This window comes from Pseudomonas sp. RIT409, from assembly GCF_003052515.2.
Taxonomy (GTDB): Bacteria; Pseudomonadota; Gammaproteobacteria; order Pseudomonadales; family Pseudomonadaceae; genus Aquipseudomonas.
This window is the reverse complement of record NZ_QARE02000002.1, coordinates 176,275-188,923: the sequence shown is the minus strand read 5'-3', so window position 1 is coordinate 188,923 and position 12,649 is coordinate 176,275. Positions and strand designations below refer to the sequence as shown.

The window sequence follows — 12,649 nt, the reverse complement described above, 5'->3', positions numbered from 1 at the left end:
GCAAGCGCGTTACCACACTGGTCGACACACCTACGCTTGCATTCCTACGCATGGCCCCCATCTTTCCTACAGAACTTTCTCCGTAGCCCTACAACCCAAGTCTTATAGGCGCTATTGAGATCCACGCAAAAGCCAGAAACATTTGGCCGCTGGTCAGACACAGTCGTCCTGTTCAATATGGCGCGCGTGCAATCCACAAACGGGAATTCCCACTATGCAACGTTTTCTTAGCATCGCCCTGGCGCTGGTCATCGGACTCACCATGAGTCTGGACGCCAACGCCGCGCGTTTTGGTGGCGGCAAGAGCATGGGCTCGGCGCCGACTCACCAGGCGCGTCAGACTGCCCCTTCTGCCCCTGCCGCTGCTCCTAACGCCGCCGGACGTCCTGCGCCCGCCGCAGGCGGTGCTTCCAAGTGGCTGGGCCCGCTGGCCGGTATCGCCGCCGGTGGCCTGCTGGCCTCCATGTTCATGGGTGGCGGTTTCCAGGGCATGCAGTTCTTCGACATCCTGATCATGGCGATCATCGCCTTCGTCATCTTCCGCTTCATCGCAGCCCGTCGTCGCAAGCAGCAGCCGCACATGGCTCCGGCTGGCGCGCCGTACCAACGTGAAACCGTGGAACAGCCTGCGCAGAACAACCACTCGATGTTCGGTGGTTCGAGCGCCGCCGCGCCACGTCCGGTGATCAACGCACCGGCCTGGTTCAACGAGGAGCGCTTCGTCGAAGCCGCACGTACGCACTTCCAGTCCCTGCAACAACACTGGGACGCGAACGAAATGGACAAGATTGCTGAATTCGTGACCCCGCAAATGCTGCAGTTCCTCAAAAAGGAACGTGCCGACCTGGGTGACGCCTTCCAATCGACGTACATCGACAACCTGACCGTACAACTGGAAGGTGTCGACGACCGCGCTGACAAGACCATCGCAACGCTGACATTCAATGGCGTGGCGAAGACCTCGCGCTTTGATCAGGGCGAAGTGTTCAGCGAAAGCTGGAACATGGAGCGCGCCCCGGGCGAGAACCAGCCTTGGCTCGTAGCGGGTATCCGCCAGAACGGCTGAAACTCTTCCAGGCTTCGCTAATCCAAAACCCCGACTGCGATCGGGGTTTTGTTTTTCAGGGGCCGCAGTTAATTTGGTGTCGGCTTTAAGCTACTGTATAAACCGCGCATATCGTTAGAGGGTCCACGTCGTGGAAGAAGTTATCGAACAACTCCGTGAAGCCAATGAGCCGGTCCCCGTCCCGCTTGAGCTGCCGGACGAAGATCAGCTTGTCGAAATCGAAGAAGAGCTGTTCATCAACATTCCTTTCGTCTTCAAGGAATTCCTGCTGAATGTCAGTGACGTGGTGTACGGCAGCCTGGAGCCTGTGACCGTTACCGATCCCGGTTCGCACACTTATCTTCCGGAAGTGGCGGCCAACGCATGGGACGCCGGTGTTCCACGCGACCTGATCCCGATCTGTCAGGACGGTGAGGATTACTACTGTGTCGAGGAAGACGGCACCGTCGTGCTCTGGTCGGGCGACGAGGAGCTTGTCACTGAAGAAAGCTGGGAGTCGGTCTGGCACTGGGCACGAGACGTCTGGCTGGAAAGCTGAGCCGAATCTACGCATGCCAACCAGCAGCCTTCAGCGGCTCAGTGCTCTGAAGGCTCCTGATGATTACCCAGCGTCTCCAGCAACGCGATCTGCATCCGCGTGTGCACGCGAATGAACCAGCGCCATAGCACCGCCGCCACTACGCCCGCCACGCCCACGATCAACAACAGCCATTCGCTCGTCGGCAACATGCTCGCCGACAGCAAGGCGATCAACAGGAAAATCACCATCAGCGACAGCAGCGGGATCACTTCGGCGATCACCCGCCGGACACGCTCTGTGTGACGTCCGGCCATTTCCGGCTTCACGCTCATCTCGGCCAGTAGCATCGACAAGGCCTTGAGCTTGCGATACGCCGCGATCAGGAAAGGCAGCGACAATAGAAGCGAGGCGCCCCAGATCCAGGCTTTCTGTTGGCCGGGGTCCGTCACCCACTCGCTGAAATAGTCGCCTATGCGCTCAGCGAAATATGCGCCACAAAAGAAGATCGCCACGACCAATGCCAGATTGACGCCTACCTGCAGCAGAATCTTGCGAATCATCGAGGCCAGCAAAGCGCTTTGGCCTTGAGGCTGGATGCTGCGCAGCCATTCCCCGTACAGCCCAAACACCCGCGCCATACGCGTGGGTACGACCCTCCCGAACGTGTGAGAAAGCGGATCGGCCGCACGAATCAAATAGGGCGTGAGCAAGGTGGTGATGGCTGAAACGGCCACTGCCACGGGGTAAAGAAAATCGCTGGTGACCTGGAGCGTCATCCCAAGGGCGGCGATGATGAAAGAAAATTCGCCGATCTGTGAGAGCCCCATTCCGACGCGTAGCGAGGTTTTGCCATCATTGCCTGCAATGAACGCCCCGAGGCCGCAAGACAGCATTTTGCCCAACACCACGGCGACCGTAATGACGACAATCGGCCAGGCGTATTCGACGAGAATGTTCGGGTCGATCAACAGCCCGATGGCGACAAAGAAGATGGCGCTGAACATGTCCCGAATGGGCTCGACCAGGTGTTCTATCTTTGCCAGCTGCCTCGACTCGGCCATGATCGCGCCGATCAGGAAAGCGCCCAGCACCATACTGTACTCAAGCTTGACCACGAGCAGACAGAACCCGAAGCACAGCCCCAGCACCGTGACCAGCAGCATTTCATTGCTCTGGAATTTCGCGACGTAGGCCAATAAGCGCGGCACCAGCAGAATGCCGATGACCAGGGCCACGATCATGAACAGCGACAACTTGCCGACCGTGGAAAAGACCTCACCCGAACTGACCGTGCCACTGACCGCGATGCCCGATAACAAGGCGATGATGCCGATGCCCAGAATGTCTTCGACGATCAGCACACCGAAAATCAACTGAGCGAAGCGTTGGTTCTTCATCTTCAAGTCGTTGAGGGCCTTGACGATGATGGTCGTAGAGGAGATCGCAAGGATTGCCCCCAGGAACAGCGAGTCCATCGTGCTCCAGCCGAAAAACTGGCCGATTTCATAACCGATCCAGATCATCAGCATGATTTCCAGAAACGCTGCGATGAAGGCCGTCGCGCCGACCTTGAACAGCTTGCGCAAGCTGAACTCCAGGCCAAGGCAGAACATCAGGAAGATGACCCCCAGCTCGGCGAGTGTCTTGATGGTTTCTTCGTCGTGGATGAGGCCGAACGGCGGTGTGTGGGGCCCGATGATGAAGCCCGCCACAATGTAGCCAAGAACCACCGGTTGCTTGAGACGATGAAACAGGACGGTCACCACGCCCGCCACCAACATGATGACTGCCAGATCCTGAATGAAACCGATGGCATGCATGGCGTGGCTCCTTGTAACTGCGAGAAGGTGGCGCTATCGAGAAAAATACGGACGACTGCTGTACGACAATTCGTTAGCAGGGCCAGAATCTTCTGGTCGGAACGCAGGAATTACCCCATCCAAGGGTTTCCGCAGGTTAACACCGCGCAAAAGCGGATAAAGCCGGTGCAATATATGGAAACAGATCGACACCGAGCGTGACGGAAAACCCGCTGCCAGCGTCCCGGTAACGTCGGTTTTGATGGCCGCATTGCATTCGAACACCCCTACGAGGTGTCAATTGACTCAACCTGACCGTGAGCACGCTATGGAACCCGGAAACGCCCAGCTGTCGATGACTGTTTTGATGACCCCGGACATGGCCAACTTCTCTGGCAACGTGCACGGCGGCACCCTGCTCAAATACCTCGACGAAGTCGCCTACGCCTGCGCCAGCCGTTACGCGGGGCGTTATGTGGTGACGCTGTCGGTGGATCAGGTGATTTTCCGCGAGCCGATCCATGTCGGTGAGCTGGTTACCTTCCTGGCCTCGGTGAACTACACCGGCAACACGTCAATGGAAGTCGGTATCAAGGTGGTCACGGAGAACATTCGCGAACGCTCCGTTCGCCACACCAATAGCTGTTTTTTCACCATGGTGGCCGTTGACGACCAGCGCAAGCCGGCCAGTGTCCCGCCCCTCACACCCGAAACCAGCGAAGGCAAGCGTCGTTACGTGCAAGCACAACAGCGCCGCCAGATTCGTCAGGAGTTGGAGAAGCGGTATCGCGAGATTCGCGAAGACGGGGTTTGATGGAAATCGTTGGCGTTTGAAAGCCCCCATCGCGGATTCATCCGCGATGACGTTTGATCGTCCCCATGCTCTGCGTGGGTACGCATCCCGTGACGCTCTGCGTCACCCCGGCGATGGACGCAGAGCGTTCAGAACGGCATTCCCACGCAGAGCGTGGGAACGATCATGTGCCTATCAAACATCCAGCCGGGTTGCCTCAAACCTGACCCTCGGGTGCGCAATCCTGTCCTGCGCCCGAACCAGTTCGAGCTCGTAACTGGCGCAAGCCTGGGTTTCCAGCAGCACTTCATGCACCGCTGAGGCCGCGAACTCAAAGGCGCTGCGCAGATCCTCGCCGAGCAGCACCTTGCCGAGGAACAAACCGGACGTGAGATCACCCACGCCCACCGGTTGCCGAGGAAACGCCAGCAGCGGCCGACGCAAGTGCCAGCTTTCGTGCTCGGTCACCAGTAGCATCTCGAAGCTGTCAGCTGGCTTGCCAGGGTAGGCGAGGTGTTTGACCACCACGGCTTTCGGCCCCTTGGTGAGCAGCACGCGAGCCATCGCCAGGCAATCGGACAGTCCGCTGGGTTTGCGTCCAGAAAAACTGTCCAGCTCAAGCTGGTTCGGGCACAGGTAATCCGCGACGGCCGCCGCTTCTTCCAGCAGAAAATCACTGACCTCCTGGGGCACGATGCAACCCTTCTCCGGGTGGCCCATGACCGGGTCACACAGATACACCGCGCGAGGATTGGCACGTTTGATTTGCGCCACCGCTGCCAGAATCGCTCGTCCCTGAGCCGCACTGCCCAGATAGCCCGACAAGACCGCATCGCAATTGCCCAACTCGCCAATGGCCGCGATGCCTTCCACGAGGGCCGGAATCTGCTGCGGCGTCAGCACTTCGCCACTCCAGTGTCCATACTGGGTGTGATTTGAGAACTGAACGGTATTCAGCGGCCAGACGTTGATGCCGATACGCTGCATAGGAAAGACGGCCGCGCTGTTGCCAGCGTGCCCGAAGACCACATGGGACTGGATTGCGAGTAGGTGAGGCGAACGTTTCATGACAGGTTCCTGAGGCCGGGAAAGCACAGTAGTAGCGATGCCGGACGAAGTGAAGCGAAATTAAACCATCGGGCTATGGCTGTCGGCGACCTGACGCAGTTAAGCTGGACATCTTCTGTTGGAGCTCTCTTTTCATGCTGACCCTGGGCAACATTTTCGTCCTGATGCTGCTGGCGACCGCTGGCGCATGGCTGTGGCATTCCCATGGTCTGCGTGAACGGGCTTTGGAGCGTGTCAAACAGCACTGCGCCAAGCTCGATCTGGAACTGCTCGACGGCAATGTCGCGCTGCGGCGGCTCACCTTCAAGCGCGACAATGAAGGCCGCAAGCGGCTGGCCCGCGTGTACACCTTCGAATTCACCGTGACGGGTGAGCAACGTCACCCCGGCACCCTCACGATGTTCGGCGCCCACACCGCCCAAATCGAACTGGCGCCCTACCCGTTCGAGATCAAAGATCCCAAGCCGACGGCCGAGATCATCCAGCTCAGTGAATGGCGGCAGGAACACAACAAGTGGAAACAGTGATCGGCGTGGATAACGGGCGCTAGACCAGGCAGGCCCTGATCTGCGCAGATAACGCCCCCTCGTCTTGAGGCTCGTCGAAGATCAACTCCAGGCGCGAGTCCTTGCGCCACTCACTCGTCGTAAATTGGACTTCACTGCCTGCCAACGCATTGCCGGACACCCAGCCCTTCTGGCTGTGGATAAGCAACTTCGCCCGCCGCCAGTCGAGGCTTCGCAGCCAAGCTTGCACTTTGGACGCATCGAATGAACGGTCCGGGTGCCAGCGCCAGCCGATGCTCCAGCCCTCCACCTGCCGCTGGCTCAGGCAGATCGGCTCCAGGGGGTCGCTCCAGACGGCGGGCAACTGCGCCAGGCTCCTGGGCATGACCAAGCTGTCCACACCCTCGGTTGCCCGATGATCGCGCCCCGGTAATCGATCCAGCGGCACGACCCCCGCCTCGGCCCACCAGATGGGACGATCGGGGAGCATCCCCAAGACCGCTCGCTTGTTCACGTCATCCAGTGCCGCCGACTTGTTGAGGACCAACAGTCCGGCGTCTTGCGCAGCGTCTCGCTGTGCCGGAGGTAAGGGGGTTCCGGCTGCGAGGGCCTGACTGTCCAGTACGATGACGCTGGGTTGCACGGCAAGCACACCGCGCCAGGGTGCCTCGCGCAATTGAGCCATCAGTTGCGCTGGGTGCCCGAGCCCGGAGGGCTCGATGAATAGCCGATCCGGTTGCGCCTTGCGAAGCAGACGACCCAGGCCGATCTGAAACGGTGCGCCATTGACACAGCACAGGCAGCCTCCAGCCACCTCACCCAGTGCGATACCATCCTCAGCCGTGGTCAGCAGTGCGGCATCCAGCCCGATCCGACCGAACTCGTTGATCAGAATCGCCCAGCGTTCATTGCCCGGCTTCTGCGACAACAGGTGCTTGATGAGGGTAGTCTTGCCTGCGCCCAATGGGCCGGCAATGACATGGGTAGGAATGTTCTGCAGCATGTCCGACCATTGTTCAACGTGGCTCCTCAGCGGAGCGCAGATGGAGATTATCGATGCGAGCAAGCGGGCTGCCCGCGCCACTGGCGATGCTGCTGATGGCCATGATGTCGAGCCAAGTGCGGGCCGAATCCTGTGTGGTCCATAGCCAGGCCGAGCGGCTTGACGTCAAGGTCTGCCAGGAAAACCTCACCATCCCGCCCGAGCTGTTTCACGACGGCTTTTGCAAGCCGCAGCTCAAGGATCAAAAGGTTGAAGTGACCTTCCTCGAGCAGTGCCCGAGTGGCTCGTTCGGCCAATGCAGCAACGCACAAGTCGCCAATATGCCTTATCGACAGAACATTCACTATTACGGGGTGGCCAGCGATGCCGCTTTTCTCAAGCCCTTCTGTGAACAGCAGAGCAAAGGCATCTGGAAAGCGCCGTGATCGCAGCGGGCGTTGATCCAGGGTAGCGAGCGGACTCGCGACGCGTCAGGTACGTTGACACCTTGTTCATCGCATTCGGTTCGAGCCGCGCTCGTGAGCCCGCTGCGCCCCTAAGGCTTTCTGTATCAAGCCGCCTCGCCATGCCAGTCACCGAACGGATCGGCGAGTTGAGCCCAACCCTCTACCCCGGCCGCCATTTCGACGTCCGTCAGCAGGCAGGCATCTAGCTCAGCGTCGAGGCGCGCAAAATCGATGTTCTGACCAATGAACACCAATTCCTGGCGGCAATCGCCACTCTGCGCCATCCAGTTGCGCATGATGACTTCTGTGCTTTCCTCGTCCTGTGGCCAGTGCTCTTTGGGGACAAACCGCCACCAGCGGCCAGCAAAGCCGTAACGCATCAAGCCGCCGGCCTGCGACCAACTGCCGGCCTCCTGATGTTTGTTCGCCAGCCAGAAGAACCCCTTGGAGCGCAGCAACCGGCCGTTGGTCCACTCGCCATTGATGAAGTCGAAGAACCGTTGCGGGTGGAACGGGCGCCGGGCGCGATAGGCGCCCGAGGCGATGCCGTATTCCTCGGTTTCGGGAACGTGCTCGCCTCGCAACTCCTTCAGCCAGCCCGGCGCTTGCGCGGCGCGCTCGAAGTCAAAACGGCCCGTGTCGAGAATCTTTCCAAGCGGCACCGCGCCCATCACCATCGGCAGGATCTCTGCCTGATGGTTGAGACGCTTGAGAATGGCCATCAATTCCTGACGATCACTGGTGCCAATCAAGTCGATTTTGCTGATCAGGATGACGTCGGCAAACTCGACCTGTTCGATCAGCAGATCGGTGATCGAGCGTTCATCCTCGTCCCCCAGCGTCTCGCCCCGGGTCGCGAGGCTTTCGGCGGCTTGGTAGTCCTGCAGAAAATTCAGCCCGTCGACCACCGTCACCATGGTGTCGAGCCGCGCGACATCGGCCAGGCTCTGCCCTGTCTCATCGCGAAAGGTGAACGTCTCAGCGACAGGAAGGGGTTCTGAGATCCCCGTGGACTCAATGAGCAGGTAGTCGAAGCGACCCTCATTGGCCAGACGGCTGACCTCTTGGAGCAGGTCCTCGCGCAACGTGCAGCAGATGCAGCCATTACTCATTTCCACGAGTTTTTCTTCTGCGCGGTTGAGGCTGACATTGCGCTGGACTTCGCTGCCATCAATGTTGATTTCGCTCATGTCATTGACGATCACCGCGACCCGCAAGTTTTCACGGTTGCGCAAGACATGGTTAAGGAGCGTACTTTTACCGGCACCGAGAAAGCCGGACAGGACGGTAACGGGAAGACGGTTCATGAAGGTCTCATCAGGTAGCAGGTTCGGACGCTTTTTACGTTATAGTATAACAATACTAATCTGCTAACTTTTTTACAAGGACCGCTCAATGGTCAGGGTTTCCCACATCGTTGTCGGTTTAGTCCTGATACTGGGCACGCCGGTCATGGCTGCGCCACCTTCACCTAAGCTGACTCGAGCACTGTGCACGCGCAGCGCCACGCTCCTGGCGTGCGTTGATGCCTACGACAACCGCTACAACGTGGCGATGTCGGGCACCACCCTCTACTTGCGCGGCTTCGAAAGCGCAGGCAATCGCAGTTGGGCGCAGACCAACAGTCGCTATGGCGCGCTGACGTTTTTTACGGGGCTGGCCTCGGACGGGGAAGCGTGGGTGGGGACCATCCAGAAAGTCGGCTGGACGACGATCAGCCGGGTCTCCAGCTCCAGCGGCACTCGGAGCAGGATCACGTGCGATCGGGTCATGGGCTGCCGCTGAAGAGGCGCGGGTCAGGCCTCACATCACGCGAGGGCCTGCTCCGCCGCTTTCTGCTCCTGCCGCCAGGCGATGTACGACCCCAGCGGCGGATTGCGCTCGAAGTATTGCTTCATACCTTCGAACAAGCCGTCGGCCACGGCTTGCTGGTGACGCGCCGTGACCAGGCGCTGGCTGTCGCGGGTATTGGAGATGAAGCCCGTTTCGACCAGAATCGACGGGACGTCGGGGGATTTCAACACCGCAAACCCCGCCTGCTCCACGCGCTTCTGATGCAATGTGGTGATGCCCTCCAGGCTGCCCAGTACCGAATGCCCCAACTGCAGGCTGGCGGCGATGGTCGCGTTCATTGACATGTCGAGGATCACCCCCGCAAGCATCGGATCCTTGTCCTTGAGATTGAGCAGGCTGTTGGCGCCGATCAGATCGGCGTCGTTTTCACGCTGAGCCATAAAACGGGCGGTGGCCGATGTGGCGCCGGTTTCCGACAACGCGAACACCGAAGCGCCGGAGGCGGTGAGCCGGGGTGCTGCGTCCGCGTGAACAGAGATAAACATGTCGGCGTTGTATTTACGAGCGATGTCGACGCGCTTGCGCAGTGGCACGAAAAAGTCATCGTTGCGCACCATGCGCACGTCAAAACCCTTCTCACGCTTCAGGCGCTTGGCGAGCAACTGTGCGATGGAAAGCACTACGTCTTTCTCACGTTCGCCTTTGGAGCCGACCGCACCAGGGTCCTTGCCACCATGACCGGCGTCGACCACCACCATGATGTCGCGCTTGGGGTGCGCCTTGTCGGCGACGGGGGCTGGTTGCTTGATCACGGCCGCCGGCGCGGCAGCGAGTTGTACAGGCGGATGGGCTGCAACCTCGTGCCCTAAGTCCAGCACCAGTCTGTTGCCCTGGGCGCCATCCGGGCCAAGGAGAAAGCTATTGAGTTGAACCGGCGAGACCAGGTCAAGCACGATGCGCGTATCGCCTTGGCCAAAGTGGCCTGAACGAATGCCCTTGATCGGTGTGTTTTCCAGGGCGAGTTGGCTGAAATTGCCCTCCAGGCGCGCGCCACTGATGTCGATGATGATGCGCTCAGGCGCACTCAGCGTGAACGTCTTGTACTGCACCGGTCCACTGAGATCGAAGACCAATCGCAATTTGCTATCGGAACGCCACAGGCGGGCATTACGAATCTGCGTGGCATTGACGGAGAAAGGAAGCGCAAAGGCGGCGCTTGCCAACAGCATATTGAGCAGCATCTGACGTCGGTGCATGACACGTTCCGAAAGAAGATGAGATTCTTCGCAACAATATAACATGCCGGCAACGCGGTGAAGATGAAGCTTTTGATAGGTTCTGCCCTGGATTTATCACTCAAAACAACGGGTAACGGCAAAAAACTCAGGTGAAACAACAAGATGTTCCACGTGGAACATCAGGCCGTGTTCGAGCTGAAAAAGAAATGCCCCGGCGAACGGGGCATTCGGACGAACGGTCTATCAGGTGCGGGGCTTGACTGCCCCACAATTCTGTCCAAGCCAAACCGCTTTGGTGTCCATGCTGCCGTTTTGCTGTTGCCCGGTCGCATTGAAAGAGCCCACGACATGGGTGGTGAACTGACGATCGCTCTGGAACTGCGCAACGCCGGTGCCCTGAGCTTTTGGGCAACTGAATTCGAATTTCCAAGTCGGCCCATTGCGATCAGTGATCCGCTGAGTGCAGCCCGTCTTGGGATCGGTCAGCGGGATCTGTTCATTTTTAACCTGCTCCGAGGTAAGGCATACGCGAACGCCTTGGCCGCCCAGGGTAATGCCTTGCTTGGCGAGCATTTGCTCCATGGCCGCGCGTTGCTGGGGGGCCATCATTTGCAGTTGAGCAAGCATGACTTGCATGTCGGGCATCTGCTGGCCGTCCACCTGCATATTGCTAGACGTCAGCTCCCACAAGCCGGGCTGCAGCACCTGCGCCTGGGCGAAGGGCGCAGCCAGACAAACCATCAACGCCATGACGCGCTTTTTCATGAACATGTTCCTTTATCTGCTGAAGCAAACGAAATGTGGCCGCGTAACAGGGTGGCCCGCCGATGACGCTTAGACGGCAGATCTTCTGGCCAGTTGCAGGCCAAAGAAAATAGCGACAATCCCAGCGCACTGTGGTCTGTTAGGCACTAGGCCAACAGGATAAGGTCGCGCATGGATTATCACAGCCCGTATTTTTTTGGCTACTTGCTTGGCTTTACGCACCTCATTGGCATCGTAGCAGCGATTCACGCGCTGCTGACCGTACGCACGGCACAAGGCTCGATCGCCTGGGCGATGCCGTTGATCTTCATCCCTTACGTCACGCTGATTCCCTATCTGGTGTTCGGCCGAAGTACCTTCGATGCCTACATCAAAGCGCGGCGGCAGGCCAACGAGGAGATGCGTAACGCAATTGTCGACTTCAACTGGAAACCCTGGATTGAAGAGGCGGTGGCCGCACGACGCTCAGCCGCTTATGAATCCTTGCGAGCGATGCCGAAGCTGGGGCGCATGCCGTGTCTGGCCAACAACGAGGTAAAACTGCTGATCGACGGCGACATGACATTCTCCGCCATCTTCGAAGCCATCCGTTCCGCCAGCCGGGTTGTGTTCGTACAGTTTTTCATCATCCATGACGACGACCTCGGGCGGCGCTTGCAATCCTTGCTGCTGGAAAAAGCGGCTGAAGGCGTGGAAATCTTCGTGCTCTATGACCGCATTGGCAGCCACGCCTTGCCCGCTCGCTACGTCGAGACGCTGCGGGCGGGCGGCGTGAAAGTGAAAGCTTTCGCTACGCGCGGGGGCTGGCTCAATCGCTTCCAGATAAACTTTCGCAATCACCGCAAGATCGTCGTGGTGGACGGCGTGAAGGGGTTCGTCGGCGGGCATAACGTGGGCGATGAATACCTTGGACTGAAGCCGCCATTGGCCCCGTGGCGCGACACACATGTGTCGATCGTCGGGCCGGTGGTGGCATGCCTGCAGGAGTCTTTCGCTGAAGACTGGTTCTGGGCAACCCGAGAGTTGCCCCCTTTGATCCTGCCGGACAGCTACCCCGAAGACGGCGTGTTATGTCAGTTCCTTGCGACCGGCCCGGCCGATCGGCAAGAAACCTGCTCGCTGTTTTTCGTCGAAGCGATCCACGCGGCGACCGAACGGGTCTGGATCACCACCCCTTATTTCATTCCCGATGAAGCGGTATCGGCTGCACTGCGCCTGGCCGTACTGCGCGGTGTCGATGTGCGTCTGCTACTGCCATCGCGTCCGGATCATTACACCGTTTACGCAGCGTCCAGTCTGTTTGCCTTCGAAGCGGTGCGCGCGGGCGTGCGGATATTCCGCTACACGCCGGGCTTCTTGCATCAGAAAGTCGTCCTGGTGGACAACGAAATATCGGCCATTGGCAGCGCGAATCTGGATAACCGATCATTTCGGCTGAATTTCGAGCTCATGCTGCTGACGGTGGATGAAGACTTCGCCAGGGAGGTCGAGGCCATGTTGAGCGACGACTTCGCCCAGGCCCATGAAATCTCGATAGAGGAAAGCAAGGAAACCCATCACTTGCAGCAGTTGGGGATGCGCGTGGCGCGGCTGATCTCACCAATCCTGTAGGTCATTCTGGCGTTAGGCGGTCCGTCCGGCTGCCCGGCGC

The 12,649-nt window shown here is 59.2% G+C and carries 13 protein-coding genes; 7 read left to right on the top strand and 6 right to left on the bottom strand.

The window, feature by feature from the left end:
- The first annotated feature begins 214 nt into the window (after positions 1-214).
- Both DBP26_RS03400 and DBP26_RS03395 read left to right on the top strand, forming a co-directional pair.
- A complete protein-coding gene (locus DBP26_RS03400; RefSeq protein WP_108236258.1) occupies positions 215-1,066 on the top strand; it encodes a Tim44 domain-containing protein in 852 nt (283 codons plus the stop codon).
- Between the two features lie 130 nt (positions 1,067-1,196).
- On the top strand, positions 1,197-1,604 hold the full coding sequence (locus DBP26_RS03395; RefSeq protein WP_108236259.1) for an SMI1/KNR4 family protein: 408 nt from the start codon (positions 1,197-1,199) through the stop codon (positions 1,602-1,604).
- 38 nt (positions 1,605-1,642) lie between these two features.
- Here the strand turns inward: DBP26_RS03395 and DBP26_RS03390 are convergent, their stop codons facing one another.
- Positions 1,643-3,406, bottom strand: a complete 1,764-nt coding sequence (locus DBP26_RS03390; RefSeq protein ID WP_108236260.1) for a cation:proton antiporter — start codon at positions 3,404-3,406, stop codon at positions 1,643-1,645.
- Between the two features lie 307 nt (positions 3,407-3,713).
- Between DBP26_RS03390 and DBP26_RS03385 the strand changes: the two genes are divergently transcribed.
- Positions 3,714-4,199: an acyl-CoA thioesterase gene (locus DBP26_RS03385; RefSeq protein ID WP_108236261.1), complete on the top strand. Its 486-nt coding sequence runs from the start codon at positions 3,714-3,716 to the stop codon at positions 4,197-4,199.
- A 174-nt stretch (positions 4,200-4,373) separates the two neighbouring features.
- On the opposite strand, the gene pdxY is transcribed toward DBP26_RS03385, so the two are convergent.
- The gene (pdxY, locus tag DBP26_RS03380) at positions 4,374-5,246 is read right to left on the bottom strand and encodes a pyridoxal kinase PdxY (protein ID WP_108236262.1); all 873 of its coding nucleotides are present in this window, start codon (positions 5,244-5,246) and stop codon (positions 4,374-4,376) included.
- A 134-nt stretch (positions 5,247-5,380) separates the two neighbouring features.
- On the opposite strand from pdxY, the gene DBP26_RS03375 reads away from it, so the two are divergent.
- The gene (locus DBP26_RS03375) at positions 5,381-5,773 is read left to right on the top strand and encodes a DUF3301 domain-containing protein (protein ID WP_108236263.1); all 393 of its coding nucleotides are present in this window, start codon (positions 5,381-5,383) and stop codon (positions 5,771-5,773) included.
- 19 nt (positions 5,774-5,792) lie between these two features.
- Here the strand turns inward: DBP26_RS03375 and DBP26_RS03370 are convergent, their stop codons facing one another.
- Positions 5,793-6,755 (bottom strand): CobW-like GTP-binding protein, encoded by a 963-nt coding sequence (locus DBP26_RS03370; RefSeq protein ID WP_108236264.1) that lies wholly within the window; start codon positions 6,753-6,755, stop codon positions 5,793-5,795.
- Positions 6,756-6,808: 53 nt separating this feature from the next.
- On the opposite strand from DBP26_RS03370, the gene DBP26_RS03365 reads away from it, so the two are divergent.
- Complete coding sequence (locus tag DBP26_RS03365; protein ID WP_108236265.1) at positions 6,809-7,180, top strand: NADH:ubiquinone oxidoreductase; 372 nt, start codon at positions 6,809-6,811, stop codon at positions 7,178-7,180.
- Positions 7,181-7,305: 125 nt separating this feature from the next.
- Here the strand turns inward: DBP26_RS03365 and zigA are convergent, their stop codons facing one another.
- Positions 7,306-8,508, bottom strand: coding sequence for a zinc metallochaperone GTPase ZigA (gene zigA / locus DBP26_RS03360; protein WP_108236266.1), 1,203 nt, complete (start codon positions 8,506-8,508; stop codon positions 7,306-7,308).
- Between the two features lie 145 nt (positions 8,509-8,653).
- Here zigA and DBP26_RS03355 point away from each other — a divergent pair, with 145 nt between their 5' ends.
- Complete coding sequence (locus DBP26_RS03355) at positions 8,654-8,986, top strand: glutamine synthetase (protein WP_256601182.1); 333 nt, start codon at positions 8,654-8,656, stop codon at positions 8,984-8,986.
- 23 nt (positions 8,987-9,009) lie between these two features.
- Here DBP26_RS03355 and DBP26_RS03350 read toward each other — a convergent pair whose 3' ends face one another.
- Together DBP26_RS03350 and DBP26_RS03345 are read right to left on the bottom strand one after the other, a co-directional pair.
- A complete protein-coding gene (locus DBP26_RS03350; protein ID WP_108236268.1) occupies positions 9,010-10,251 on the bottom strand; it encodes an N-acetylmuramoyl-L-alanine amidase in 1,242 nt (413 codons plus the stop codon).
- 225 nt (positions 10,252-10,476) lie between these two features.
- Entirely contained in the window at positions 10,477-10,998 is a 522-nt protein-coding gene (locus DBP26_RS03345) for a DUF3617 domain-containing protein (RefSeq protein ID WP_108236269.1), read from the bottom strand.
- Between the two features lie 171 nt (positions 10,999-11,169).
- Here DBP26_RS03345 and cls point away from each other — a divergent pair, with 171 nt between their 5' ends.
- Positions 11,170-12,609 (top strand): cardiolipin synthase, encoded by a 1,440-nt coding sequence (cls, locus tag DBP26_RS03340; protein ID WP_108236270.1) that lies wholly within the window; start codon positions 11,170-11,172, stop codon positions 12,607-12,609.
- Positions 12,610-12,649 lie beyond the last annotated feature (40 nt).